The organism is Ruegeria sp. AB6, assembly GCF_056542685.1.
In genome coordinates this window covers 377,608-402,092 of sequence record NZ_JBQGAD010000002.1, presented here as the reverse complement: position 1 = coordinate 402,092, position 24,485 = coordinate 377,608, and the positions used below count along the sequence as shown (strand labels likewise).

The 24,485-nt window shown below is 58.4% G+C and carries 23 protein-coding genes and 1 tRNA gene; 14 read left to right on the top strand and 10 right to left on the bottom strand.

Features of this window, described 5'->3' with window-relative positions:
• Nucleotides 1-187: 187 nt before the first annotated feature.
• Nucleotides 188-2,023: an amidohydrolase gene (locus ACR0DB_RS06135; RefSeq protein WP_170486578.1), complete on the top strand. Its 1,836-nt coding sequence runs from the start codon at nucleotides 188-190 to the stop codon at nucleotides 2,021-2,023.
• Nucleotides 2,020-2,814, top strand: coding sequence for a DUF3299 domain-containing protein (locus ACR0DB_RS06130; RefSeq protein ID WP_170485422.1), 795 nt, complete (start codon nucleotides 2,020-2,022; stop codon nucleotides 2,812-2,814). The genes ACR0DB_RS06135 and ACR0DB_RS06130 overlap by 4 nt, the downstream gene beginning before the upstream one ends.
• Nucleotides 2,815-3,009: 195 nt before the next feature.
• On the opposite strand, the gene speB is transcribed toward ACR0DB_RS06130, so the two are convergent.
• The 4 genes from speB to ACR0DB_RS06110 form a co-directional block, all read right to left on the bottom strand.
• Nucleotides 3,010-3,990 (bottom strand): agmatinase, encoded by a 981-nt coding sequence (speB, locus tag ACR0DB_RS06125; protein WP_170352649.1) that lies wholly within the window; start codon nucleotides 3,988-3,990, stop codon nucleotides 3,010-3,012.
• Nucleotides 3,991-4,439: 449 nt separating this feature from the next.
• Complete coding sequence (terL, locus tag ACR0DB_RS06120; RefSeq protein WP_170352647.1) at nucleotides 4,440-5,918, bottom strand: phage terminase large subunit; 1,479 nt, start codon at nucleotides 5,916-5,918, stop codon at nucleotides 4,440-4,442.
• Nucleotides 5,905-6,336, bottom strand: coding sequence for a DUF5681 domain-containing protein (locus ACR0DB_RS06115; RefSeq protein WP_093964947.1), 432 nt, complete (start codon nucleotides 6,334-6,336; stop codon nucleotides 5,905-5,907). The genes terL and ACR0DB_RS06115 overlap by 14 nt, the downstream gene beginning before the upstream one ends.
• Nucleotides 6,329-7,723 carry a site-specific DNA-methyltransferase gene (locus ACR0DB_RS06110; protein WP_480549539.1) on the bottom strand — a complete coding sequence of 465 codons (1,395 nt, stop codon included), beginning with the start codon at nucleotides 7,721-7,723 and terminating at the stop codon, nucleotides 6,329-6,331. The genes ACR0DB_RS06115 and ACR0DB_RS06110 overlap by 8 nt, the downstream gene beginning before the upstream one ends.
• A 448-nt stretch (nucleotides 7,724-8,171) precedes the next feature.
• Here ACR0DB_RS06110 and ACR0DB_RS06105 point away from each other — a divergent pair, with 448 nt between their 5' ends.
• Genes ACR0DB_RS06105 through ACR0DB_RS06095 form a run of 3 tightly spaced genes read left to right on the top strand, consistent with a single transcriptional unit; the run spans nucleotide 8,172 to nucleotide 10,491 of the window.
• Nucleotides 8,172-8,402 carry a DUF3489 domain-containing protein gene (locus ACR0DB_RS06105; protein WP_170352646.1) on the top strand — a complete coding sequence of 77 codons (231 nt, stop codon included), beginning with the start codon at nucleotides 8,172-8,174 and terminating at the stop codon, nucleotides 8,400-8,402.
• Entirely contained in the window at nucleotides 8,399-8,815 is a 417-nt protein-coding gene (locus ACR0DB_RS06100; RefSeq protein ID WP_093964944.1) for a DUF2924 domain-containing protein, read from the top strand. The genes ACR0DB_RS06105 and ACR0DB_RS06100 overlap by 4 nt, the downstream gene beginning before the upstream one ends.
• Entirely contained in the window at nucleotides 8,812-10,491 is a 1,680-nt protein-coding gene (locus ACR0DB_RS06095) for a recombinase family protein (protein WP_480549537.1), read from the top strand. Before ACR0DB_RS06100 ends, ACR0DB_RS06095 begins: the two co-directional genes overlap by 4 nt.
• Before the next feature lie 375 nt (nucleotides 10,492-10,866).
• On the opposite strand, the gene ACR0DB_RS06090 is transcribed toward ACR0DB_RS06095, so the two are convergent.
• Nucleotides 10,867-10,956, bottom strand: a tRNA-Ser gene (locus ACR0DB_RS06090).
• Between the two features lie 204 nt (nucleotides 10,957-11,160).
• Here ACR0DB_RS06090 and ACR0DB_RS06085 point away from each other — a divergent pair.
• The 8 genes from ACR0DB_RS06085 (at nucleotide 11,161) to ACR0DB_RS06050 (ending at nucleotide 18,615) form a co-directional block, all read left to right on the top strand.
• Complete coding sequence (locus ACR0DB_RS06085) at nucleotides 11,161-12,333, top strand: SPOR domain-containing protein (protein ID WP_480549535.1); 1,173 nt, start codon at nucleotides 11,161-11,163, stop codon at nucleotides 12,331-12,333.
• Between the two features lie 20 nt (nucleotides 12,334-12,353).
• Nucleotides 12,354-13,520, top strand: a complete 1,167-nt coding sequence (locus ACR0DB_RS06080) for a D-alanyl-D-alanine carboxypeptidase family protein (protein WP_170769305.1) — start codon at nucleotides 12,354-12,356, stop codon at nucleotides 13,518-13,520.
• Nucleotides 13,521-13,532: 12 nt separating this feature from the next.
• Nucleotides 13,533-14,141, top strand: coding sequence for a dTMP kinase (tmk, locus tag ACR0DB_RS06075; RefSeq protein ID WP_170784265.1), 609 nt, complete (start codon nucleotides 13,533-13,535; stop codon nucleotides 14,139-14,141).
• Between the two features lie 10 nt (nucleotides 14,142-14,151).
• Nucleotides 14,152-15,273 (top strand): DNA polymerase III subunit delta', encoded by a 1,122-nt coding sequence (locus tag ACR0DB_RS06070; RefSeq protein ID WP_480549533.1) that lies wholly within the window; start codon nucleotides 14,152-14,154, stop codon nucleotides 15,271-15,273.
• Nucleotides 15,270-16,076: a TatD family hydrolase gene (locus ACR0DB_RS06065; RefSeq protein WP_480549531.1), complete on the top strand. Its 807-nt coding sequence runs from the start codon at nucleotides 15,270-15,272 to the stop codon at nucleotides 16,074-16,076. The genes ACR0DB_RS06070 and ACR0DB_RS06065 overlap by 4 nt, the downstream gene beginning before the upstream one ends.
• Entirely contained in the window at nucleotides 16,073-16,870 is a 798-nt protein-coding gene (locus ACR0DB_RS06060) for an MBL fold metallo-hydrolase (protein WP_170784259.1), read from the top strand. The genes ACR0DB_RS06065 and ACR0DB_RS06060 overlap by 4 nt, the downstream gene beginning before the upstream one ends.
• Nucleotides 16,871-16,912: 42 nt before the next feature.
• On the top strand, nucleotides 16,913-17,845 hold the full coding sequence (locus tag ACR0DB_RS06055; protein WP_170784257.1) for an AEC family transporter: 933 nt from the start codon (nucleotides 16,913-16,915) through the stop codon (nucleotides 17,843-17,845).
• Nucleotides 17,846-17,916: 71 nt separating this feature from the next.
• Entirely contained in the window at nucleotides 17,917-18,615 is a 699-nt protein-coding gene (locus ACR0DB_RS06050; protein ID WP_480549529.1) for a CbiX/SirB N-terminal domain-containing protein, read from the top strand.
• Nucleotides 18,616-18,621: 6 nt separating this feature from the next.
• Here ACR0DB_RS06050 and ACR0DB_RS06045 read toward each other — a convergent pair whose 3' ends face one another.
• The 5 genes from ACR0DB_RS06045 to ACR0DB_RS06025 all read right to left on the bottom strand — a co-directional run bounded on the left by ACR0DB_RS06045 (nucleotide 18,622) and on the right by ACR0DB_RS06025 (nucleotide 23,008).
• A complete protein-coding gene (locus ACR0DB_RS06045; RefSeq protein WP_480549527.1) occupies nucleotides 18,622-19,623 on the bottom strand; it encodes a GGDEF domain-containing protein in 1,002 nt (333 codons plus the stop codon).
• Entirely contained in the window at nucleotides 19,620-20,207 is a 588-nt protein-coding gene (locus ACR0DB_RS06040; protein WP_170784251.1) for a heme NO-binding domain-containing protein, read from the bottom strand. The genes ACR0DB_RS06045 and ACR0DB_RS06040 overlap by 4 nt, the downstream gene beginning before the upstream one ends.
• A 122-nt stretch (nucleotides 20,208-20,329) precedes the next feature.
• Nucleotides 20,330-21,889 carry a trimethylamine methyltransferase family protein gene (locus ACR0DB_RS06035; protein ID WP_480549525.1) on the bottom strand — a complete coding sequence of 520 codons (1,560 nt, stop codon included), beginning with the start codon at nucleotides 21,887-21,889 and terminating at the stop codon, nucleotides 20,330-20,332.
• 123 nt (nucleotides 21,890-22,012) lie between these two features.
• Nucleotides 22,013-22,705 carry an HAD family hydrolase gene (locus tag ACR0DB_RS06030; protein ID WP_170784249.1) on the bottom strand — a complete coding sequence of 231 codons (693 nt, stop codon included), beginning with the start codon at nucleotides 22,703-22,705 and terminating at the stop codon, nucleotides 22,013-22,015.
• 18 nt (nucleotides 22,706-22,723) lie between these two features.
• A complete protein-coding gene (locus ACR0DB_RS06025; RefSeq protein WP_170784247.1) occupies nucleotides 22,724-23,008 on the bottom strand; it encodes a DUF3572 domain-containing protein in 285 nt (94 codons plus the stop codon).
• Nucleotides 23,009-23,095: 87 nt separating this feature from the next.
• Between ACR0DB_RS06025 and ACR0DB_RS06020 the strand changes: the two genes are divergently transcribed.
• Nucleotides 23,096-24,481 (top strand): diguanylate cyclase, encoded by a 1,386-nt coding sequence (locus tag ACR0DB_RS06020; protein WP_480549523.1) that lies wholly within the window; start codon nucleotides 23,096-23,098, stop codon nucleotides 24,479-24,481.
• Nucleotides 24,482-24,485 lie beyond the last annotated feature (4 nt).

Genomic DNA, 24,485 nt, shown 5'->3' with positions numbered 1-24,485 from the left:
TACAACAAAACTGATGTTGTTCAAGCACTGCGATTAATTAGGCAGGTGCAACGGTGTGATGCGCTTTATCAGGTTGCCAAAGATGTAGAGCCAGATCCTGCGTCCATTTTGTTGAAAAGTTGATTTGACGCTCGTTGTGGTCTTTTGCCAACCTCCAAACAGTCAGCATTTAGGCAATCACTTGAAAATGAAATCAGGATACAGCGCGCTCGCGCTAGCTATTTTGCTCGCAGGCTCGCCGCTACTTGCTCAGCAAGCCGACACCGTTTTCCTGAGTGAAAACATCATCACGTCAAACCCCGAGTTGCCACTGGCGCAATCCGTGGCGGTTGCGGGAAACACGATCATTTGTGTACGCACTGATGACAGTTGCCGCGAGTTGGCAGGCGATGGCACCCAGATCGTGGATGCGGGCACAAATACCGTTATGGCTGGTATCATCGACACTCACTTGCACACACGCATCTTTGGGCAGACGCATTTCGTCATGCTCAACCTGTTCGGTTACAACGATGCGTCGCGTGAGGAGGTTGTCGAAGTAATCCGGGAGTACGCGGCGACGCTCGGGCCAGATGAGTGGGTGATCGGCGGCGGTTGGTCCGACGCGCATTTTCAGAATCCCACCAAGGAAGAACTGGACGAAATCGTTGGTGGACGCCCTGCATTGATCTCCGACAATACGCAACATAACGGCTGGTATTCGACGAAAGCTCTGGAATACCTCGGGATCACTGCCGATTGGGAGCCACCGAAAGGCGGCTACATGCCTTTGAATGACGCTGGCGATGAACCTTCCGGACTTTTGCAGGAGAAAGCTCACCTTTCGACAGGGTTTGTCGAACAGCACAAACTCTATTCTTTTGAGAAACAGGAGGAAGCGATTATTGGTGCCGCTCGCGTGCTCAACGCGGTCGGGGTCACCGGTGCAACGGAAGCTGCCGCCGGGTCCAAGGAGGGGGCAGATGACGTCTACGTCCGTTTGGCGCAAAAAGGAGAACTAACACTCAGGCACGAATTAGCCATGGTGTTCTGGGGCACCGGCACGCCAGAGGGCGATACCGCAATGATCGAACAATTAGAGATACGGCGGGCCGCAGTCGAGGATGCGGGCGTTGATCCCAGTATTCTCCATGCGAACACTGTGAAGTTCGCTATTGATGGAACACCGGGGCGTTTTGCCTATATGGAAGGCCCGTATCTGGACGGCACACGGCCGGATATGAACTTTCGACCAGACAACCTTGCAGAGATTTTCGACGCACTAACAGAGCGTGATTTTACCTTGATGCTGCACGTTGAAGGTAACGCGGGGATCCGCCGCTCGCTCGACGCGCTGGAATTTGCACATGAAACCGGCGAGCCCCTTCGCGACGACATCCCTCAGATTTTCACGCATGTTGACCATTTGTCTATCGACAACGCTCGTCGCATGTCTCGGCTCGGGGTTTCCGGGCAGCTTCAACTTCACTGGGCTGATCCCACCGAGGAGTACTTTCGTAATGTGACCAGTCAGAACCTGCCAAAAGAGGTGCTGGAGCGTATGTACCAGTTCAAACTCGTGACCGAGTTCATGGAGTATGGATTTGGACCTGACGCGCCGACGTCTCCTGTGTTTTCGCCGTGGGAAGGAATGGAGATCGGCATGACACGACAGGCTATGGGAACACCCGGCGGTCTTGTCATGCCCGGTGAACCATTGACCTTTGAAGAGGTTATCCATGGCTCGACCCTGGGTAGTGCACGCCTTCAGGATCGGGGCGATGTGTTGGGGAGTCTCGAGGAAGGCAAGATTGCAGACATCATCGTGCTCGACCGAGATATTCGCAGACAGGCCGAAGAGAACGTTTTTGAATTTCACAAGACTGAAGTGCTGCAAACCTATTTTGGCGGCGAACTGGTCTACGATATTGATCGCGACGGCGAACCGGACAAACTATTGACCGAGCCGGAGTGGGAAGAAGGCGACGACGAGAAACTGCGCCGAGGCGTCGCAGTTACTAGCGTGAGAGTGTCTGAGGGATGACGAGTCCGCTGTCAGCTTTTGCGATTGGCGCTCTGTTTGGTCTGATATCTCTCCCGGTTGCGGCACAAAGCATTGAGAGCGCATGGCAGCGCGCGATTGCGGGCCAGCAACCCGGTGGTATGCCGTTTGATCCGCTTGCAGCTCCGCTTGATTTGACCCGAACGCCAGTCAGTGTAGCGCCGCAAAACATGTCGACAGGTACGCGTGTGATTGGCTGGCAGGATCTGCTACCAGTGCATGTCTCCAGCGAAACGCCCTTTGCCGACATGCGACCGTTTCTGCGCGACGCCATGCGCATCCACGTCGAATGGCGCACGTCGACACCGCGCGAACGGGAAGATATGGCACTATTTGAACGCCACGAAGCTGCTCTTACACTCCTCTCAATGCATCAAGTTGACGTAGACGGCCTGATGAGAGAGCGGCGGAACATCATCGCTCAGAATGGCAAAGCAAGGCGCGCACCCAACCAGAACATTCTCGGACAATCTATACGGCTTGCCGGTTACGTTGTCCCGCTCGCCTTCGAAGAGAAAAAGGTGACAGAATTCCTGTTTGTGCCAGTTGCAGGTGCCTGCGTTCACACGCCAACACCGCCTCCAAACCAGATTGTCCATGTGGACTATCCAAAGGGTGTTGCCTTCAGCTCAATCTTCGAAGCTTTCTGGATCGAAGGAGAATTGAACGCCGAGGATACACGGCGCGACGTCGTCTTTTTTGATGGCGCTGCAAACATTGAGGCGCAATATAGCCTGAAAGCAAAGACCGTAGAGGTCTACAATTCTTGGTGAAATCAATCGTCAGCCATGATTGATGCTTGAGCCATTTGATAGAGAGAATGTCCAAACGAACTTATGGATCCGTTGCCCCTTACCGGACATTTGAGCTCGAATAGACAGAAGGGCGCAATCTGCGGACGGCCTATTGGGGCCAAGCCGCACGCAGCTATTCTCCACTTGTGAGACAAGCAACAGACGATTTATTGGCTATTCTGAAACGGCCCGAGCTCCTCTGGCCCAGGCTTTCAGGCAAAGAAGTTCTGCGGCGATCATTGCGGCTGCGTTGGAGGTCATCTCCGCATGATCAAACGGGGGGGAGACTTCGACCACATCCATGCCGACTGGATCGAGCCCCTTCATGGCCCGGATTATGGCGAGCGCTTGGTAGCTGGTAAGCCCGCCCGGGACCGGTGTGCCCGTCCCGGGAGCAGTGGACGGATCGAGGCAGTCTATGTCGAAGGTCAGGTAGGTCGGACCATCCCCAGCGGTGGACAAAATGGTTGCGGCAATCTCTTCAGCTGGAGCAGCATGTACGGCGTCTGCATGCAAGATTTTCATGCCATAGGTCTCTTCGCCCTCGAAACAGGTGCGGATGCCCACCTGAACGGTCCGTTGCGGATCTATGATGCCCTCGCGAACCGCTAGGTTGAACATACTGCCGTGATCCATGCGTCCACCCTCGTCGGGCTCGACGTCCCGATGGGCATCAAACTGGATGAGACCGATTGGGCCGTACTTCTCAGCATAGGACTTAAGTACCGGATAGGTGATGAAATGATCGCCGCCCAGAACAAGGCTGGCCGTTCCTCCCGAGATTATCTCCGATATGTGGCGCTCTATGGCCAACGGGACGTCTTGGGGCACGCCCCAGTCGAAAACGCAATCACCGTAATCGATTGCTGCAAGCGTATCGAATGGATCAAACCGCCAGGGCCAAATTGGGCCCCAGGCATGTTGAGCGCTTGCCTTGCGAATTGCCTCTGGGCCAAAGCGGGTTCCAGGACGGTTACTCACAGAAAGATCAAAGGGAACTCCGGTGATCGCTACATCCGCCCCCTCAAGATCCTTTGTGTATTTGCGGCGCATAAAACTCAGAGCGCCGGAATAACTGGGCTCAATCTGTGAACCTTTGAGTGCGCCACGGGTAAAGGCGGCATCGATGCCATAGGATTTAAGGTCTGTAGCCATGGTGTTTTGGTCAGTTTCTTGTGATAGGTTTCATGGCTTTTTCTATTCTCATTATCGGCTGGATGCTATCTGGTGATCTTGATCTTGCAGCCGATTTTCGGCGGCGCAGTGATTATCTTAGTTGCAAAATCAATCGAATGTCAGCTTTCGGCAGAGGTCCTTGCCTATTTTGCGGACACAACGAAAGTCAGCTTTCCGCCCATCTTGACCGCCTTGGTTTCTGCGAACTCTGACTTCTCGTGCCCGCAGCGAAGGTCCGTAAGGTCGGCATTCTGCCCGTTCGTGACAAAAGCTGCATCGGTCGGGAAGGGCTCAAAGCCGTCATCCGACGGCATTAGCGATTAGACCGGTTTGTGGTTGCGAGCGGTCATTGGGGCCGCTCTCAGGATTGGTCCGACATCGGCCCTCCCAGTACTATTCAACGAGTTTTCAAGCTCAACTCCGAGATCCTACCGTCGCCTGACCCTCTCTCGATTACGCTCCCGACGTTCGATGTTGATCCGGTGGTCGCGGCCCAATGCCCGGTAGAAGCCCGGTCCCTTGGACCAGTTCAGAAAGTGGGCAAAGCTGTCGACCTGATCGTCGTTGCGTCCGCGTGGAAAGGACTGAAGCTCCCGTTTGAATACCGGCAGCCAGGGTGCATCTGCAGGCAGATAAACCTTGCCCTCTTCGACAGGACCGCAAGCGGACTGGAACCGGGTTTCCTTGTCCTTGTCGGGTTTAATGCGTTCGTAGCGCCGACGGTCATCACGAAACAATTCGTCCAAAAGAGGTTTGCCGGAGGCCGCATCTTCGATCAGGACACGATCGGGATCCCAACGGCCGACAAGTTGCAGTGCCTTGGCTTTCAGGTCTGGGTAGTCTACCTGCCCGCGCCAGACGTCGATAAGATGCCACGCATTTTCGCGGAACCCCCAGGTTGTACAGACAGAGAAATCAGACCGGGGGTCTGCCGACATGCCCGTATCCCAGCTCTGAACCACCAGTTGGAACCAGCGGCGATCTTCGATGGTCTCGTAGGTGCCAAACCACTCCCAGCGCAAGGGCGACCCGTCGGGAGCAATGGGGTTCTGCTGATACTGGCAATTGAACACGGCCGCGCCCATTTCGCGACGCTTGGTATCCAGCGTTTGCTGATCCAAACGGGACGGGCACAGGAGATCACCCGGTTTGCGGCGCATGACCCTTCCACGCCCAAGAGGAACCACCTCATGGCCTTCTGCGATGGCAGGCAGATTCAGATGCCGGTAGGTCCCGCGTTCGAGCAGATAACCCGGCGGATCCATCTCGTGCAACCGTTGCGCAACCATAACCACACGCCCTTCGGCCGGATTGTCGAAGCGCGACAACAAGGTCCCCTCAATGAACTCCTGCGCCTTGACCAGCTCGGCTTCGGAGCCGGCATCTCCGGCTTTCAGCAGGTCATCGATGATGATGTAATCGGCGCCATGACCGGTGACAGAACTTCCAATGGAGACAGCCTTACGGCTGCCTCCCTTTGTGGTGCGGATTTCTTCTGAGGTGTTGCCCTTTTTAGCCAAGACCGTTTCAGGGAACATTTCCCGGTACCAGCGCGCAGACATGATCCGACGACAATCTTCGGAATGTTTGCGCGCCAGATCCAACCCATAGCTGGCAACGATGATCTTGGCGCTGGGGTTATGACCGAGAAGATAAGCGACATATGCAACGGCCACGGTGACCGATTTCAGGCAACGTGGCGGGATGTTGATGATCAGTCGCTTGTTTTCGCCTCGACGGACATTGTCCAACTCATGGCACATGGCCCGCACATGCCAGGCCGGATCAAAGCTGCGGTCAGTTCCCTGGTGCAGCGTGCCAAACACACGCCAAACGAAGGGAAAGAAATTGTCCCGGCAAACCTCGCGAGCGGCTTGCACGACGATTTTTGGATCAGGAGTCGTCATCTTCCGCCTCCTCGTTTTCCAGATCACCGTCACCGTCCAGTTGGCTGGAAAAGAAATCCCGGAGGATGTCGTAGTCGACAGCGTCGGGCTCAACCGTACGGACGCTTTCTTGCGCGTCCAATTCACTTGCGTTGAACAGATCTGTGTCCAGCTTAAGCAGCGCCATCAACAATTTCGTGTCGCCCTTCAACGCGCCTGCCGTGAACCGCTTGGCAATTGCCTCAGCCTTGGAAATCCGGATTTCGTGGCTGCCTTCGCGAACCGTAATCTTGGTTTCCAATTCACGTTTCAAGCTGGCATTCACCCCCTTGGCACCTTTCGGCCGCCCTTTCGGATTGCCGGATCGGCCTTTTTTGAATTGGGTCGCTTTGGGCGGTTTGCCGTAGCCGACCTCATACTCTTTCGTATCGTCAGACATGACCCACCTCCTGTTGTGAAGTGGTATCGTTGGCCGCAAAACGCGCATCGAACGTCTGGCCTGTTACCGCGTGCACGGCGCTATCACCGGTCATCTCCTGCCAACGGCGGATGGCCACATCGACATAAGCCGGGTCGAGCTCAATAAGCCGCGCTTGGCGCCCGGTTTTCTCAGCTGCCAGCAGAGTCGCGCCGGACCCGCCAAAGGCGTCCAGCACGACATCGCCGCGGTGGCTCACATCCATGATGGCATCTGCAACCAGAGCTGTCGGCTTCACCGTGGGATGATCCGCGAGATCCGCCTCGCGCCCTGCCCCAAAGCTGTTCACACCGGCGTAATCCCAGACGTTGGTCCGGTTGCGCCCGTGCTTGCCCAATTCGACATTATTGATATGCGGCGCACCGGGCTTCTTGAAGATGCAAACCAGCTCGTGCTTCGAGCGATAAAGGCTGCCCATGCCTCCGTTCGTCTTATTCCAGACGCAGAGATTGATTAGGTCCAATCCAGCTGCCTTGCCCACTGCAATCAGTTCTTCGATGTGACGCCAGTCCATGCAGATCATCGCAATGCCTCCGTCGGGCAAGCAGTGAAACAGCCGGTTGATCACGTCTGAGAGAAAGCTGCGGAACTCGCTATCCGACATTTCTCCCGACGCCATGGCAAACTCGCGGTGTTCGGCGCTATTGCCGGACCGCACATGCCCATTGACCGGTACGTTATAGGGAGGATCAGTGAACACCATCTGCGGGCTCTCGCCTTTCAACAAGGTGTCGTAGATCTGGGCTTGCAGGGCATCCCCGCAGAAGATGCGATGATCTCCAAGAACCCAGAGGTCACCCGGCTCCGTGACTACGGGTGCCGCAGGGTTCGGCGTATCAACAGATTCCGCTTCAGTCTCCGTGGCCTCGCCCGTGCCGTCGATGATGATGTCGATCTCCGGTGTTTCGAACCCTGTGATGTCCAGATCAAAGTTCAACTCGCCATCAAGGCTGAGATCCATCAGCTCGGCAAATTCGATCTGCAGGGCCGCCTCATTCCAGTCGGACAATTCTGCCAGCTTGTTATCCGCAATACGCAGAGCGCGCACTTCCCCGTCTGACAAGTGATCCGCGACAACAGTCGGCACGGACATCAACCCCAGGGCCTTGGCGGCTTCATAGCGGCCATGACCCGCGATGATTGTGCCCGAACCATCCAACAGGATCGGAGTGACAAAGCCAAACTGGGCCACCGATGCTTTCAGTTTGTCGACATTCTTGGCCGCGTGCACGCGGTTGTTGTTGGCGTAGGGCTTGATCTGGCTGATCTTCAATTGGATGACTTTCTCCGCCATCCAGATCGGCGTATTGGACGCCAGAGCGTCACTTAGTGTTTTGTTGGCAGGCATAACCGCCTCCTTTTGCGTGACGCCGCGCGGACGTCGAGATGGAGGGATCGCGTTGGAAAATCGGAGAGAGCACAAATCGCAACTCCCCGGACCAATCGATCCGAGACGTTGCTCCTTTGAATGCTCTCTGCGGAAACCTGTGTTTCCAATGAGTGCTGCCTGCGGGAGCAGTTTCCCGCCCTGATAGTCCGGGCGATTAGGTCGAATGTAGGTGCCATCAATACGAGACGCAACCCCCCAAACTAAAAGTAACCAATTAAGATTGTTGACGAATAATCGGGGGTACGGCAGCGTCGCACTTCAAAACACACGCCTCCAGTAATCGTTTCAGAAAGAGCTGGACTGTTGCCGTAAACCACGCATCACTGAACCCACGCCCGAGCCATTCGGGCGCTCCTCGGTACTGGGGTTCGGCATCTCGCTGACCCAAGATCAGAGGAGACAGTTAATGTCCAAACGGAAGCAAACCAAAATTGACAAGGTTCAAGCTTTGTTGCGTCGCCCGAGCGGCGCCAACCTGGAAGCGCTGTGCAAAGCAACGGGATGGCAGCCTCATTCGGTCCGAGCAGCTCTAAGCGGTCTGCGGAAAAAAGGCGTCACAATTGAACGGCGGACATCCGACAAACCAAATGGACCATCCACATATCATCTGGCGGCGGGAACTGGAGAAGCGTCATGACCAAGACGAGCGATGTCGCCGATCTCGCCGCCATGGGTCGATCGGATCTGGTCACGCTTTGGCAGCAACTGTTTGATCAACCCGCCCCCGCCATGCTCAGCCAACCCTTTCTGCGCCGCTTTATCGCCTTTGAGATGCAGTCCCGCCGTCATGGCAGGCTACCCCGCCAGGTCAAAGCCACGCTGGAAAAGGGCTCTGGGAAGAAACCCCGGCCTACATGCCCTGCCCTAAAACCCGGCGGGCGCCTGCTACGCGAGTGGAATAGTGTGACCCATGTAGTCGACGTTACAGAAGACGGCTTCACTTGGAACGGTCGGTCCTATCGCTCACTCTCGGCCATCGCCCGAGAGATTACCGGCGCGCATTGGTCAGGGCCGCGTTTCTTTGGGCTCACCGGCAAGGCGGCCAAATGAGCCCGCGCCGTAAAATCCGATGCGCCATCTACACGCGCAAGTCCTCAGAAGATGGTCTGGATCAGGACTTCAATTCGCTGGATGCGCAATATGAGGCCTGCGCGGCCTATGTCGCAAGCCAGCGACATGAAGGCTGGACCCTGTTGTCCGGGCGCTACGATGACGGTGGCCTGTCGGGCGGCACCCTAGAGCGACCCGCCCTTCAGCGCCTTCTTGAAGAGATCGATGCCGGGCGTATTGACATGGTGGTGGTCTACAAGATTGACCGGCTGACCCGGTCGCTTGCCGACTTCTCTAAGCTGGTCGACCGGCTGGAACAGGCAAACTGTTCTTTTGTGTCCGTCACGCAGGCCTTCAATACCTCATCTTCCATGGGCCGTTTAACGCTGAATGTGCTGTTGTCCTTTGCTCAGTTTGAACGGGAAGTCACCGCCGAACGTATTCGCGACAAGATTGCAGCGTCGAAGAAGAAGGGGCTTTGGATGGGTGGCAACCTGCCTCTGGGCTATGATCGCCACCCCGATCCGAAGGCAAGAACGCTGGTGGTGAATGAAGAGGAGGCCAGAACGGTCCGGCATCTCTTTGGGCTTTATGACGAGCTTGGTTGCCTGCGCAAAGTAGAAGAACGGGCAACGGCAGAAGACCTGCGGTCAAAACGGGTTGTTCGGACAGATGGCAGTGTGAAGGGGGATTGTCCGCTGTCACGGGGTCAAATCTATTACCTGCTGCGCAATCCGGTCTATCTCGGAAAAATCCGCCACAAGGATAAGATCTGGGACGGACAACATCCGGCGATCATCGATCAGGACATCTGGGACCGGGTGCAGGAAAAAATGCGACAGGCCTCCAACCGCTCGCGGGCACGCGGCGACTCCGATGCGCGCCAACACTCCACTGACCCCGGGGCCTGGCTCACCGGTCTGCTGTATGACGAAACTGGTGATCGGTTGACGCCGACCCACACCACGCGCAAAGGCCGACGGTTGCGCTACTATATCTCCAATCGACTGATCTCAGGCGGCAAGGATATCTCTGGCTGGCGACTGCCCGGCCCAGCGCTGGAAAACGCGGTCATTGATGTCATCGTCAGACATTTGCAAGACGCCGCCGCGGCGCACCAAGTACTGGCGCAGCCGGAGGCCGGGTTAGCCGAGGCAGTTCAGACTTCAGTTGCGGATTTAGTAACCCGGCTTCTAGGCCATGGCTGTCAGATCGGCGCTGCTCTTCTGGCCAAAGGCAAACTTGCACGAGGACAGATCGACCTCGAATTTAACCCCAAAACTCTGGCAAGCGCACTTGGCATCGCGGCCGATCATCTGCACCCGGATCTCACCCACGTCACCGCATCTTTCGATCTGTGCCGCCGCGGCGTCGAGGCCAAGGTCATCGCCGGAGACATGGCACCCCAACCTGATCCCCACCTCCGGTCCATGCTGATCCGCGCCCATGGCTGGGCCCGTGATCTGAAGGCCGGAGTTCAACTGATGGAGATTGCCCGCCGCGAAAGCGTCCCTGACGCCTTCATCCGCACCCGTGCTCAGCTCGCCTTTCTCTCACCAAAGATTCAAACGGCGATTCTCGACGGGAGCCAGCCGCCCGAACTCACACTCAAGCGTCTGGTCAGCGTGACCCACCCACTTGAATGGTCCGAACAGGAACGCCTGTTCGGCTTCTGACATCTCCAGCTCCTGCGTCCCTGATACAGACTTCGCCCTCCCTGATCCGGCGGAACAATTCCCTGTTCGCACGAGGAAATTCCCTGTTCCACCTTTTAGGGAATTTGCAACATAAACCTCTGAGAAACATACAGTTCTGATAGAAGAAATGACGGAAGTCAGTCCCGGTTTGCGAATATTCCCTGTAAATTGCAGGTTATCAGGGAAATCCAGCCCAAAGCGACCCCGCTAAAATGCGACACTGAGACTCGCGCCTGAATTGTCCTCTGAATGTACGGTTTGCTTCGTCTCTGATTGAAAGCGCATGCGCCAACGCGCGGGAATTGCGTAACAATTCCGGATCAGAAAATACAACTGAAGTGAGACAGGTATGAGTGGCGGGGAGACAGGGATTCGAACCCTGGGGACGCTCTCACGCCCAACGGTTTTCAAGACCGCCGCATTCGACCACTCTGCCACCTCCCCGCGTGGGGCTGGGTCTAAGGCCAAGCGAAACCGGTGGCAAGTGCAAATAGGGAAAACTTGCTCAAGCCTGTCCAGCAGACTTTCCATGCTCCTTTGCTCGGGTTATGATCAACGGTGAAAAGACCGAAACACGCTGGCCTTTGAGAACCGGCAAACGGCAGTGGGGCATTGTGAACCAAGCCCTTTCAGGCAAGGGATGAGATAATGGATCGAGCGATTGTGACACGCGCAAAACCGCGGGCGTTGGTGGTTTTTGCTGTGGCGCTTACAGTTCTTGTAGGTTGCGACGAAACGCTGTCTTCGGATGAGGCTTCATCGGACGCGGACAGCAGTCCGCGCGGCAGTGACTCGGTAGAGCTGTTTCCCAATGCGACCGGAAACACACGCGAGGATGTCGAAGCCCCCGAGGTTTTCAACGTCACCGAAGCCGGGTTGTGGGATGGACGCCCGTCATTGGGCGGTATCTGGGTCGCGCACCCGGATGTTACCCAGCCCGAACGTGTACGCATAACAAACACCGCAAATAACAAGTCCACCACAGGCGCCCTGTTCCGCCGCGAACGCAACCTTCCTGGTCCCGCGTTGCAGCTTTCTTCCGCTGCCGCCGAGAAGCTGGGTATTTTGGCCGGCGCGCCCACGCGAGTGGACGTTGTTGCCCTGCGTCGCAAACCGGTAGAGCCTGTCGCAGCCGAACCTGAACCCGAAGCTGCGGAAGAACCCGCCGCCGAACCCGAGCAGGAAGTGGTTGAAAGCGCGGCGGTTGACGTCGAAGCCGATGGCGAGGCGGCGGTTGAAGACAAACCCAAGCGCAAATGGTGGCAAAAGAAGGAAACCGCAGCCGTCGCAGGGGCTGCCGCTGCTGCTGGCGCGGCAACCGCCGATGCCGCAGATACGGCGGTTGATACAGCGACCGAAACGGCCGCCGACACAGCCGAGGTCGCTGCAGCCGCTGCGGCTGCGCCGTCTCTGACTGACCCCGAAGTGACACCTCCCGCCGATGCCGCGCCAAAACGGAAGTGGTGGCAGAAGAAAGAGGTCGATGAAATCACCGAAACGCCCTTGGACCCGATTGAGGGCGCCGCAGCGGCGATTGAAGCCTCGGACCCGACCCCTGTGGCGGCCGAAGCCCCAGCTTCCGGCCCGCTGTCAAAACCATATGTGCAAGTGGGTACGTTCGGGGTCGAAGCCAATGCCAAAAGCGCCGCCGACAAAATCCGCAGGAACGGTCTGAGCGCCGAGGTGCGCGAATTAAAGACCGATGACAAAACCGTCTGGCGCGTGGTGGTTGGCCCCGCATCCACGCGGGCCGAGCGCAATGCCATTCATCGCGATGTCAAGGATCTGGGCTTTTCAGACGCCTTCACCGTCAAAAACTGAACCCGAAAGGAGGTGCCGCTGTGCTGTCCTCACTACGCTCAACTGTTCTGACCCTTGGACTGGCAGTGTTTGCCCTGCCCGCCCAGGCTTTCGATACGACGGCCCGAGCGGCCTATGTGATGGATCAGACGACCGGCACGGTCCTTCTATCCAAAGACGCCGATCAGCCCCTGCCCCCGGCGTCGATGTCCAAACTCATGACACTGTATGTGGCCTTCGAGGCCCTGCGCGACGGACGTCTGACGTTGGATGAGACCCTACCCGTTTCCGAACACGCCATGAGCTATGGTGGCTCGACCATGTTCCTGAACACATTGGATCGCGTCACAGTCGAGGATTTGCTGCGCGGTATCATCGTGCTGTCGGGCAACGATGCCTGCGTGGTGATCGCCGAGGCGCTCAGCCCCGACGGGACCGAGGCCGGGTTTGCCCGCTACATGACGCAGCGCGCGAAACAGCTGGGCATGGACAATTCTACCTTTGCCAATTCCAACGGCTGGCCCGCTGCCGGTCACATGATGTCAGTCCACGATCTGGCCGTTCTGGCAGATCGCCTGATCAGTGATTTTCCTGAATACTATCCTCTGTTTGCCGAGGAAGAGTTTGAATTCGACGGTCGGGCCCCCTCGAACAAGCGCAACCGCAACCCGTTGTTGAAATTGGGGATCGGCGCGGATGGTCTGAAAACCGGCCACACGCAAGAGGCAGGCTATGGCCTTGTCGGCTCGGCCAAACAGGGCGATCGCCGGGTGATCTTCGTGCTCACCGGTCTGGACAGCACCGCCACGCGCGCAGAGGAGGCTGAGTCCGTGGTTAACTGGTCGTTTCGAAATTTTGTCGAGAGGACAATTGCCAACAAAGACGCGCCGATAGCCGAGGCCGAAGTTTGGATGGGGGCGCAAAGGACGGTTGGCCTTGTACCCGAAGACGATCTGAACATCCTACTGCCGGTTCTGGGCGACGAAAACGTGGCTGCCGAGGTCGTCTATGACGGCCCGATCAACGCTCCGATTGCCAAGGGTCAGAAACTGGCCGAACTGGTCATCAAGCCTGAAGGTCTGCCCGAAATTCGGCGTCCTCTGGTCGCGGTACAGGATGTGGCCGCGGGTGGTTTTCTGGTTCGGATGATGACCGTCGGAGGGATCGTTCTGACCGATGTGATCGGCAACCCTCTGGACGCATTTTGACAAGGGCACCGCGTGTTTCTGACATTTGAAGGCATTGATGGGTCGGGCAAGTCCTCGCAGGCGCGTATGCTGGCCGATCACTTGCGCGGATTGGGCCGCGACGTTGTTCTGACCCGCGAACCCGGCGGTTCAGCCGGGGCCGAGGAAATCCGCAGGCTGGTATTGGAAGGTGATCCCGACCGCTGGTCAGCCGAGACAGAGCTGCTGCTGTTCACTGCCGCCCGCCGCGACCATCTGGAACGCACCATTGAACCCGCGCTGGCGGCTGGAAAAGTCGTGATCTGCGACCGGTTCGCCGACAGCACGCGCATGTATCAGGGCATGTCACGTGGCAATCTGCGCCCTGTGGTGGATCAGTTGCACAAGCTGATGATCGGGCGCGAACCCGACCTGACCCTGCTGATCGACATGGACCCCGAAATCGGCCTGTCTCGCGCCAAGGGGCGGCAAGGCACCGAGGAACGGTTCGAGGATTTCGGCCTGGAGTTGCAGCAAAAGATGCGCGCCGGGTTTCTGGCGCTGGCCGATGAGTTCCCGGACCGTTTTCGCGTGATCGATGGCAACCGGGACATGGACAGTGTGGCCCGCGATGTGACAGATATCGTCCTGCAATCCTTGTGACGGACGACCCATGAGCGACGACACCCCCACCCCGGATCAGGCCCCCGGTGCCCCGCACCCGCGCGAAACCGCGACCTTGTTCGGGCAGGCCGAGGCCGAACAGGCGTTTTTGAACGCTTATAACTCGGACCGTCTGCACCACGGCTGGCTGCTGACCGGCCCGCGCGGGGTGGGCAAAGCAACGCTTTCGTGGCAGATCGCCCGGTTCCTGCTGGCGACCCCTCCGGCTGAGGATGACGGGCTGTTCGGCGCGCCCCCGCCCCCTGAGACGCTCGCGATCGACCCCGACCACCCCGTCGCCCACCGCATTCAGGCCGGGGCCGAACCCGGTCTGGCCGCCATTACCCGAACGCTGAACGATCAGGGGCGGCTGCGGAATGAGATCGTGGTGGATGACATCCGCAAGCTGGGCAAGTTCTTCGGCCTGTCCTCGGCCGATGGCGGGCGGCGCGTGGTCATCGTAGACGCGGCTGATGAGATGAATGTCAGCGCCGCCAACGCCCTGTTGAAAATGCTGGAAGAACCGCCCGCGCGTACGACGCTGCTGTTGATCTCACACCAGCCCTCACGCCTTTTGCCGACGATCCGCTCGCGCTGCCGAACCCTGCGCCTATCCCCGTTAGGGGCGGACGACATGCAGTCCGCATTGGCGCAGACCGGGGCCGAACTGCCTACGCAGCCGGATCATCTGGCCGCCCTCGCTGCTGGCTCTGTCGGGGACGCGGTGCGCCTGATCAACCTCGGTGGGCTAGAGATTTACGCCGAGTTCATCGCCATCCTCGGCACCCTGCCCCGAATGGATCGCCAACGCGCCCTGAAACTGGCCGAGGCCGCCGCCCAGCGCGGCGCGGCTGAGCGGTTCGAGTTGCTGCTGACCCTGATCGACGTGGCCCTGTCACGCCTTGCCCTGACCGGCGCGACCGGCGCAGCCCCCCTGCCCGAAGCCGCTCCACATGAGGCCGAAATCCTGTCGCGCTTATCCCAATCCCCCCATCAAGCGCGCAAATGGGCCGAGGTCGCCGCGACAATCACAGCCCGCGCACGCCATGGTCAGGCGGTGAACCTTGACCCTGCCGCTCTGGTCCTAGATACGGTGTTCAAGATACAGGAAACCGCCGGTCAGAGCAGATGAGCGACACCCCCCAAATCACCGACAGCCATTGCCATTTGGACTTTCCCGATTTCGAAGGCCAGCTGGATCAGATCGTCGCCAATGCGATTGACGCGGGTGTGACCCGAATGGTCACGATCTGCACAAAGCTGCGCAATGAACCCAGCGTCCGCGCGATAGCCGAGGCCCACGCCCCCGTCTTCTACGCCGCCGGCACCCACCCCATGAGCGCTGCGGATGAGCCGATGGCCACCGTGGATGAGTTGGTCGCGCTGTCCCAGCACCCGAAATTCGTCGGTATTGGTGAGACCGGGCTGGATTACCATTACACCGCCGACAGCGCCGAAGTGCAAAAACAATCTCTACGTGTCCATATCGAGGCGGCCCAGCGCACCGGCCTACCCCTGATTATTCACGCCCGTGCGGCGGACGAGGACATGGCCCGCATTCTGGCCGAGGAACATCGCAACGCGCCCTATTCCTGCGTGATGCACTGCTTTTCCTCATCGGCGGAACTGGCCAAAGCCGCGCTGGATCTGGGTTTTTACCTGTCCATGTCCGGCATCGCCGCCTTCCCCAAAAGCCAGGAGCTGCGCGATATCTTTGCCACCGCCCCAGTCGATCGCGTTCTGGTCGAAACCGACGCGCCCTATCTGGCCCCGCCCCCGTTCCGCGGCAAACGCAACGAGCCCGCCTATACCGCCCATACCGCCCGCAAAGGGGCCGAGGTGTTCGGTATGGACTATGCCGAGTTCGCCGCTCAGACCCAGCTGAATTTCGAGCGGCTGTTCACCAAAGCCGCAACCTACAAGGCGGCTGCATGACCCAGATACGCTGCACCATTCTGGGCTGCGGGTCATCCGGCGGCGTACCCCGGTTGGGCGGGCATTGGGGCGATTGCGACCCCGAAAACCCCAAGAACATCCGCCGTCGCTGTTCCATGCTGGTAGAGCGCGATGGGCCCGAAGGCACAACCTCGGTCCTGATCGACACCACGCCGGATATGCGCAGCCAGTTGCTGGATACCGGCACCGGGCGTCTGGATGGGGTGGTCTACACCCACAGCCATGCCGACCACGTCCACGGCATAGATGACCTGCGCATGATCGTGTTCAACATGCGCACCCGCATACCTGTCTGGGCGGACGGTGACACGCAAAACGACCTGCTGGGACGGTTCGGATATGCGTTCATCCAGCCTGACAGCTCGCCCTACCCGCCGATCCTTGATCTGAAAACCATCGACGGCCCGTTCGAGATCGACGGCCCCGGTGGCCCGATCCCGTTACAGCCGTTCAAGGTCAATCACGGTTCGATCGACGCGCTGGGTTTTCGGATTGGCGGACTGGTCTATCTGCCTGACGTGGCCGAGATCTATGACGACGCATGGCCTGCACTGCAAGGGCTGGACTGTTTAGTCATCGACGCGCTGCGCCGCACGCCGCATCCCACTCATGCGCATCTGGAAAAGACGCTTGGTTGGATCGAACAGCTCGAACCGAAGCGCGCGGTGCTGACCAATATGCATATCGACATGGACTATGCCACGGTCAAGGCCGAAACCGCCGACCACATCACCCCGGCCTATGATGGCATGGTGATTCATCAGGCGCTGTAAAATGTCGGTGGTGCCTGCCGCAATATCTCACCGGATGGCACCATGCTGCAAAGCCTGATCGACGTTATCCTGCCAGTATTTCTGGTGATCGGCGCGGGATATGCCTCGACCCGGTTGGGGTATTTCAAAGAGGTTCATATCGACGGGCTGATGAAGTTCACCCAGGGCTTCGCCATTCCCTGCTTGCTGTTTCTGGCCATCGCCAATCTGGACCTCAGCGCCAGTTTCGACCCGCGCCTGCTGTTCAGTTTCTACACCGCTGCGGGCCTATGTTTCTGCGCCGGCCTGTTCGGCGCGCGCCTGATCTTCCGACGCGAGTGGGAGGATTGCGTCGCGATCGGCTTCTGCTGCCTGTTCTCGAACTCGGTCCTGCTGGGCCTGCCGATTACCGAGCGCGCTTATGGCCCTGAAAACCTAGCCGGGAACTATGCTATCATCGCCTTCCATGCGCCGTTTTGCTATGGCATCGGCATCACAGTGATGGAGGTCATTCGCAGTCGCGGCAACGGTAGCACGCGTATGATACGCTCGGTATTGTCCGCGATGTTCCGAAATGCGTTGATCCTGGGGATTGCATCGGGATTCATAATCAACCTGTCCGGGGTTGGCGTGCCCGGAGTGGTCGATGACGCCCTTGGCCTGATCACCCGCGCCGCCCTGCCCGGAGCCTTGTTTGCCCTAGGCGGCGTTCTTGTCAAATACCGGCCCGAAGGCGACTTGCGCACCATCGCCTATGTTTGCGGTGTGTCGCTGCTGCTGCATCCAAGTCTGGTCTGGCTATTCGGATCAAGCGTCGGGCTGCCGAAGGATCTGTTCCGCTCGGGCGTGCTGAACGCGGCCATGGCACCGGGGTTCAACGCCTATATCTTTGCCAATATGTATGGGCGCGCGCGACGGGTCGCGGCCTCATCGGTGCTGATCGGTACTGCCTCGTCGATCCTGACGGTTTGGCTGTGGCTTGCTCTGCTGGGATAGAGCATTTGGTTTCCGGTTGACTTTGGGTTGTACAAACACACCTATCCGGTCACGCAACAAGGATCGTACTTATGCCGCATGCCGTCATCGTCGCCCATGGCCAACCCTCTGACCCGGAACCGGCCGAGGCCGCATTAGCAGACTATGCCCGTAGCGTCGATGCGCTGTGCCCGGATATCACGGTGGTTTCCGCCACGCTGGCCGCACCGGGACAGTTCGAATCCTGCCTGCAAAAGCTACCGGACGATACCGTTCTCTTTCCGCTTTTCATGGCCAAGGGGTGGTTCGTGACCAACGCGTTGCCCAAGCGGTTGGGCGACCGCCCCCTTCATATTCTGGACCCGCTTGGAGTAGACCCCGAATTGCCCAACCTTGTGGCACAGGCTCTGACCGAGGCTCTTGCGCAGCGTCATTGGCAGGCCACTGAGACCGATCTTGTTCTCGCCGCCCACGGGTCCGGCCGCAGCCGCAACCCCTCTGCCGTGGCTTTGCACTTCGCCGAGGCGTTGGGTCAGACTTTACCGTTCAAGTCTCTTCGCGTCGGCTTTGTCGAGGAACCCCCGTCCATCTCTGACGCCGCATCAAAAGCGGGTGCGCAAGCAATTTGTTTGCCGTTTTTTGCCTGCACTGGCGGACACGTTCTAGAGGACATCCCGCAAGAATTGGAAAAGGCCGCCTTTCAGGGCGACACCCTACCCGTCGTCGGAGAGCTTCCCGGCATTCAACGCCATATCGCCACGACCCTCAGCAAGGCGTTTCTTTCTGCCTGACACCTGCTATTGCTGTGGCATCGCCTTTTGCGCCAGTGATGAGAACAGGCGGTGACGAGACCTGCCTTTTCGCTTGGCCTCATACAGGGCCTGATCGGCGGCGTTCAAAATCTCGGCAGGTTTGGGGGACTGAAATTGCGTGGAAAGCGCGGTTCCGATACTGGCCGATATGCAGCAGGTTGACCCTTCAAAACTTATGGGATGTTGCAACCGCTCGATCAGTCGGGTCGCGATCGCGGACAGTACAGCCTCATCGACCAAGCCTTTGAACATGATTACGAATTCATCCCCTCCGACGCGCGCGACGGTGTCATCTGCACGCGTCTCTTCCACCATGATGCGCGCGGCCTGTTTCAGAACATAATCCCCAGCGGCATGGCCAAACCGGTCATTGACTGATTTGAAATAGTCCAGATCCAGATGCATTAGCGCAAAGGGTCCACCCCCCGAGACCAGATGCCCCAACACCACATCCATCGCACGGCGGTTCTTGAGGCCGGTCAACATATCGGTATAGGCCTGCTCCTCGGCCGCAAGCATCGCGCCTTGCAGGCGCAGGTTCAGTGAACGGGACGCCTCCATCGCGGCGGATTTGGCTTCGACCAGATAGAGCAGTTCAATCGCAAGATCTGTGCCGGAAAAATCGGCACTGGTCAGCGCATAGTCCCGTACCGCATCCAGGATCGAAATTCCGAAGGACAGGTTCACGACCGCCCCCATATCGTTCGGCAAGGGCGCGACCAAGCCTTTAAGGGCCGTGCGCGGCCTGTCATGCAGCTTGAGGTGCAGTTTTGCCCCGGCCAGAGAAAGCAAGGCCGACAAGGTTGTCACCTTTCGGGGTCGAACCAGTTCGAAAACGTCCAGGAAAGCCTGCCCACGCATCGGTGTATCCGGCCGAAGTTTTTGAACGGTCGGCCCCACACGCTGAATGCGTCCGTCTCGATCGACGAGAACGAACATCGGGCAAAGCGTGTCCAGCAACCCGGCCAATTCGACATTGCTCATCATGCTTTTCGCGCCCCCAACTCAAACTGACGGCCTTGAGCAAAGGCGCTTTCAACTAGGATGATCGAAATAACTTCGGCGTCCCCCCTTTGCCCCTCATGGGTAAGAATGGCCAATGCACCATAGTCATCCGCAACCGCGCGGAGCACGCCCACCATCACGCTGGAATATCCGGGCAAACCCGGATGACACAGAAGCTGGAACTCGGTTGGCGACATCTCGCGTAGTTCCAGTTCGGGCAAACGCAGGTCCGAGACCGCAAGGCGAACCCGATCAGAAAGGTCATCAAGTGAATGCAGAAATTCGACATACGTCACTCCGCCAAACCGCAGCAGGCGTCGTAGATCTTCCATGTTGGGGTGAGAGACTAGGTAGGTCCCCAAATCCTCTAGCAGTTCGGCGCGCGGGCGATCGAGTTTAGCGCACAATATCTCCAGCATGCGCGCGCTGACGTCGTCGTCATAGACCAACATCGCCTCAAACTCGGAAAAGCCAAGTTCTGCGACTTCGGTCACGTGCAGCCAGCAGGATTGCCCGTATGTCGCGCAAACGAAGGATTGGACCGCTCGATTGATCAGACCATGCATGTCAAAGCCCCAGCTTGGTTTCACACGTAGTCTGACCGACGAATCCTTAACAAATCGCCAAAACGCAGCTTCGGATATGGACAATCCAATCGAGTATCAACCTGGAATCTCTTTCTAAACTGCTAGAAATCGGTCGGTGCTCCGCCCTCGGCCTTTCGGCGTTCAACGAATTCCGCCAGTTCCTGTCGGATACCTTCGTCCATCGGTGGGGGTTCAAAGCTGGTGATGATCTCTTTGAACATGTGATGGGCGCGTTCTGCAGTCCAGATACCACCCGCTACGTTCCACCCTTCGAAATTCTTCCAGTCGCTGAGGAAAGGTTGGTAGAATGCCGTAGTGTAACGGTCCTGCGTGTGCTGGATGCCAAAGAAATGCCCGTCATTGCCGACCGCACGGATCGCATCCAACGCAATCTCATCCGGCCCGGTCGCCGTGATCTCGGGCTGCATATACCTTTGGATTTGCTGCAAAACTTCGCAATCCATAATGAACTTTTCCGGGCTGGCGATCAGCCCTCCCTCAAGCCAACCTGCGGCGTGGTAGACTATATTGGTCCCTGACTGCACCGCCGCCCACAGTGAGTTCGACGTTTCCCAAACCGATTGCCCATCTGGCACGTTTGCCGCACACACGCCCGAGGACCGCAAGGGCAGGCCGTAAAACCGTGCCATCTGGCCGGTCATCTGGGTCGAGCGCATATATTCCGGTGTTCCGAACGCCGGCGCGCCAGATTTCATATCCACGTTCGAGGTAAAGGTTCCGATCACGCAGGGAATGCCGGGCCGGACATATTGGAACAGCGCAATCGCGCAGAGCGCCTCGGCCAGAGATTGCGCGACCGCGCCCGCCATTGTAACCGGGGCCATCGCGCCAGCCAGCGTAAAGGGCGTCACCACAATCGCCTGCCCCCGCCGAGCCAGACGTAGGCAGCCGTCAATCATCGGGTGGTCGTGTTTCAACGGCGAGGTCGAGTTGATGTTGGTATACATCCGGGGCGTCGCCTCGAATTCCTCATGGCTTAGACCGCCTGCGATCCTCACCATCTCCATCACGTCCTCGACCCGTTCCTTGCCCAGTGAATAGGCGTGCATCGCCTTGTCGGTCAGGGTCAGCTTGTCATAGAGCACATCCAGATGGCGCACGCTGGCGTGGATGTCGACCGGTTCCACCGGATAACCGCCTGCAAAGTGAATGCAGTTGAAATATTGCGTCAGTTTTAAAAGGTTCCGGCACATTTCGCGATTGCCGGGCACTTTCGTGCCGATCTCCATATCCCAATAGTTGGGCGGGGACGAGACATTGCCGAACAGCAGATTGCGCCCACCGATTTCAATCTGGCGGGCCGGATTACGCGGCGTGATGGTAAAGGATGACGGAGCCTTGCCCACCATCTCCATCACGAAATCGCGCCCCATGCGGACATTGTCGCCGTCAATGGTGCAGCCTGCCTGACGCAGTATGCCGATGGCTTCCTCGTTGTAGAATTCAATACCGATCTCTTCGAGAATGCGCATCGCCCCCTCGTGGATCGCTTCAATCCCCTCAGGACCAAGCGGCTCGGTCGGTGCATCCGTATTGACCGGAGGGTTCCACGGCATCTGGTCGATTACGGCCGAGCCTCGGCGTTCAGCGGCCCCTGCGCGCCCTCCACTGCGGCGTCTGCGCTTTGTCGTGCCTGCCATCGGACCGTCTCCCTGTGTTCGCGTTGCCTCAAGCAAGCCCCGAACAGGAAAGACTGGCCGCTCTGTCTGCGACAGGCTATGTCGGATTTAGAACCTGATACGCCGAAATCGAGCCGGATTCGGTCAGCGATCCGCCAGCCAGCCGGGGATGTGCCCGATATCCGGCAAGACCACATCCGCCATAGGCGTAAGCGCTTCGGCCTCGGCCATTCCGGTCAGAACACCGATCGTTGTCATCCCTGCCGCGCGCCCGGCCTGAAGGTCATGCAGGCTGTCCCCCACCATCGCAACGCGATCCGGGGTGACGCCCACATGTTTAGCAAAGGCCAAAAGCTGACCCGGACCCGGTTTGAACCCGTGCCCACTGTCATAGCCAGCCACAAAATCAAAGTGATCCCGTATCCCGGCCGAGCTCAGATGCTCGAGCGCGGGCATCTCGCTATCATTCGTCGCCACGCCCAGCCTCAGACCAGACCGCCGCAGCCCATCTAGGAACGGCGCAAGTGGCACTGCGGGGGCTTGTGGTGCATTTGCGGATTCGGTGTTCAGAACGTCTATCAGCCCTGCCTTAGGCAGATCAGGAAAATGCGGAGCCAGAACCTCGGCCACTTCTTCCACCGTTCCCGCAATTACGATGCTGTCCGGCGAATAAGTCAGCGTCTGAAGATCGAAACCAATCACCTTGCCCAGCGTGGCAGCGCGGGCGTGATCCCCCTCTGTCAGATGCAACAGCATATTGCGTCCGAAGGCACCCCAGGTATCGGCGAAATCGAACAGAGTACCGTCCTTGTCGAACAGAATAGCGTCGATTGGCATGGTGTTCTCCTGTGAGGGTCAGGTCCAGTGAATGTCAGCGCCGCCGGAAAGCGCGGCCTTGGCTTGCGCAGGCAGATCGTAAGGCACGGAATTGGCGTCGCAAAATGCCACAACCCACGAATCGTCCAACATCAGAAATTCCAGCACCGAGCCCAGAAACTCGGGTTCGGACGCCCTTTCGCGCAGATCACCTTCGGATGCTCCTGTGGAGCCCAGAAACACTGGCAAGAGCTCGTCATTTCCGACCAGCCAGCCAAGCACATTTAACGCCAGCGTTTCAGCGGATTGCGCGGTTATCGACATAAAGAGTCCCTGAATCTGCTCTTGGAAAGGGTTTGTTAACCAGACTCATAAACACTTTGGTCATACATGCAATCAACGGTGGCAGATATGTCCGTTCACGGTACCATCCTTGTCCTTGACGGGACCTCGACCAATCGGATCATGCTGAAAGTTCAGCTTACGGCAGCGTGGTATCACGTTGTGCAGGGCGAAAAGGTTCAGGGGCTGGCCGGGCTGTTGCGGCGGGCGCGGCCCGACCTTGTGCTGACCGCACAAACCTTGCCAGATGGCACCGCAGCCGATGTGAAAAAGCTGGTGATGGCCGACCCCGAACTGGCAGATGTGCCAGTTGTCGCAATCGCACCGCAGAACGACAAGGCCGCGCGTCTTCAGGCCTTATCGGATGGGCTGGATGATGTTCTGGCGCATCCTTTCAAAGACACGCTGCTTTTGGCGCGGGTCCGCAGCCTGATGCGCGTCCGAGCCGAATCGCAGGATTTGCGTCTGGGTGGCTCGCAGCCCATCGGATTTGCCGAACCCGCGCCCGTGTTGATCATTCCGCCGAAATCTGGCCATGTTGCCTTGCTGACCCAAACATCAAGCATTGGTGCGAAGTGGCGAAACGCTTTGGCTAACCGGTTGAAGCACAGGTTGACGGCCCATACGTCCTCCAACTTGCAGTGTCTGTTATCCGGCCCCACCCCCGACGCCATCGTGATCGAGATCGGAGCCGACCGGTCTGGTCTGTCCGTTTTGAACGATCTTAAATCGCGCGGCGCCACCCGCCACACGGCGGTTATAGGCATTCTGACGCAAAATGACCCCGGTTTTGCAGCAGAAATTCTGGACCGGGGGGGAGATGCAGTCTGCATGAACGGGTTCTGTGCCGATGAAACCGTGTTGCGTTTGGAGAACCTTATCGCGCGCAAGACCCGCTTGGACAAGATGCGCGCATCGCTGCGCCGCGGGATTGCGGAATCCTGGGTTGATCCGCTGACTGGGCTGCACAACAGGCGTTATGCAATGCACGCAATCGACCGCATCGTCGCTCAGTCCAACCAAACCCAGCGCGGCTTTGCGGTAATGTTGGCGGATCTGGATCATTTCAAATCCATCAATGACCGCTTTGGCCATGTGTGTGGTGACCGTGTCTTGACCGAAACCGCAAGCCGGATGCAGCGCGCCATCGGCACGGCTGGGTTCGTGGCCCGGATCGGCGGAGAGGAATTCATGATTGGCGTACCCGATACCACTCAGGACAATGCGCTGAAACTGGCGCGCACGTTGTGCGATTGTATCTGCAAAACACCCTTCAAGCTGCCGGGCACCTTCGCGCCAGTACCGGTCACGATCAGCATCGGCGTGATTTCAGCGCAACCGGCCCGCTCAAGTGGTGCTCCGGTCGAGACGTTGATTCAATCAGCCGACACCGCGCTCTATGCCGCGAAGCGCGCGGGACGCAATCAGGTCAGTTTTCGGCAATGCGCCGCCTGACGGA

What these genes read in the sequence shown, in the direction of transcription:
- ACR0DB_RS06055 (WP_170784257.1), top strand. Translation starts at nt 16,913, where the DNA reads ATGCTGCAAAGCCTGATCGACGTTATCCTGCCAGTATTTCTGGTGATC.
- ACR0DB_RS06065 (WP_480549531.1), top strand. Translation starts at nt 15,270, where the DNA reads ATGAGCGACACCCCCCAAATCACCGACAGCCATTGCCATTTGGACTTT.
- ACR0DB_RS06135 (WP_170486578.1), top strand. Translation starts at nt 188, where the DNA reads ATGAAATCAGGATACAGCGCGCTCGCGCTAGCTATTTTGCTCGCAGGC.
- terL (WP_170352647.1), bottom strand. Translation starts at nt 5,918, where the DNA reads ATGACGACTCCTGATCCAAAAATCGTCGTGCAAGCCGCTCGCGAGGTT.
- ACR0DB_RS06030 (WP_170784249.1), bottom strand. Translation starts at nt 22,705, where the DNA reads ATGCCAATCGACGCTATTCTGTTCGACAAGGACGGTACTCTGTTCGAT.
- ACR0DB_RS06115 (WP_093964947.1), bottom strand. Translation starts at nt 6,336, where the DNA reads ATGTCTGACGATACGAAAGAGTATGAGGTCGGCTACGGCAAACCGCCC.
- ACR0DB_RS06130 (WP_170485422.1), top strand. Translation starts at nt 2,020, where the DNA reads ATGACGAGTCCGCTGTCAGCTTTTGCGATTGGCGCTCTGTTTGGTCTG.
- ACR0DB_RS06110 (WP_480549539.1), bottom strand. Translation starts at nt 7,723, where the DNA reads ATGCCTGCCAACAAAACACTAAGTGACGCTCTGGCGTCCAATACGCCG.
- ACR0DB_RS06035 (WP_480549525.1), bottom strand. Translation starts at nt 21,889, where the DNA reads ATGGCAGGCACGACAAAGCGCAGACGCCGCAGTGGAGGGCGCGCAGGG.
- ACR0DB_RS06085 (WP_480549535.1), top strand. Translation starts at nt 11,161, where the DNA reads ATGGATCGAGCGATTGTGACACGCGCAAAACCGCGGGCGTTGGTGGTT.
- ACR0DB_RS06045 (WP_480549527.1), bottom strand. Translation starts at nt 19,623, where the DNA reads ATGATGAGCAATGTCGAATTGGCCGGGTTGCTGGACACGCTTTGCCCG.
- ACR0DB_RS06100 (WP_093964944.1), top strand. Translation starts at nt 8,399, where the DNA reads ATGACCAAGACGAGCGATGTCGCCGATCTCGCCGCCATGGGTCGATCG.
- ACR0DB_RS06060 (WP_170784259.1), top strand. Translation starts at nt 16,073, where the DNA reads ATGACCCAGATACGCTGCACCATTCTGGGCTGCGGGTCATCCGGCGGC.
- ACR0DB_RS06020 (WP_480549523.1), top strand. Translation starts at nt 23,096, where the DNA reads ATGTCCGTTCACGGTACCATCCTTGTCCTTGACGGGACCTCGACCAAT.
- ACR0DB_RS06070 (WP_480549533.1), top strand. Translation starts at nt 14,152, where the DNA reads ATGAGCGACGACACCCCCACCCCGGATCAGGCCCCCGGTGCCCCGCAC.
- ACR0DB_RS06095 (WP_480549537.1), top strand. Translation starts at nt 8,812, where the DNA reads ATGAGCCCGCGCCGTAAAATCCGATGCGCCATCTACACGCGCAAGTCC.
- speB (WP_170352649.1), bottom strand. Translation starts at nt 3,990, where the DNA reads ATGGCTACAGACCTTAAATCCTATGGCATCGATGCCGCCTTTACCCGT.
- ACR0DB_RS06105 (WP_170352646.1), top strand. Translation starts at nt 8,172, where the DNA reads ATGTCCAAACGGAAGCAAACCAAAATTGACAAGGTTCAAGCTTTGTTG.
- ACR0DB_RS06050 (WP_480549529.1), top strand. Translation starts at nt 17,917, where the DNA reads ATGCCGCATGCCGTCATCGTCGCCCATGGCCAACCCTCTGACCCGGAA.
- ACR0DB_RS06040 (WP_170784251.1), bottom strand. Translation starts at nt 20,207, where the DNA reads ATGCATGGTCTGATCAATCGAGCGGTCCAATCCTTCGTTTGCGCGACA.
- ACR0DB_RS06025 (WP_170784247.1), bottom strand. Translation starts at nt 23,008, where the DNA reads ATGTCGATAACCGCGCAATCCGCTGAAACGCTGGCGTTAAATGTGCTT.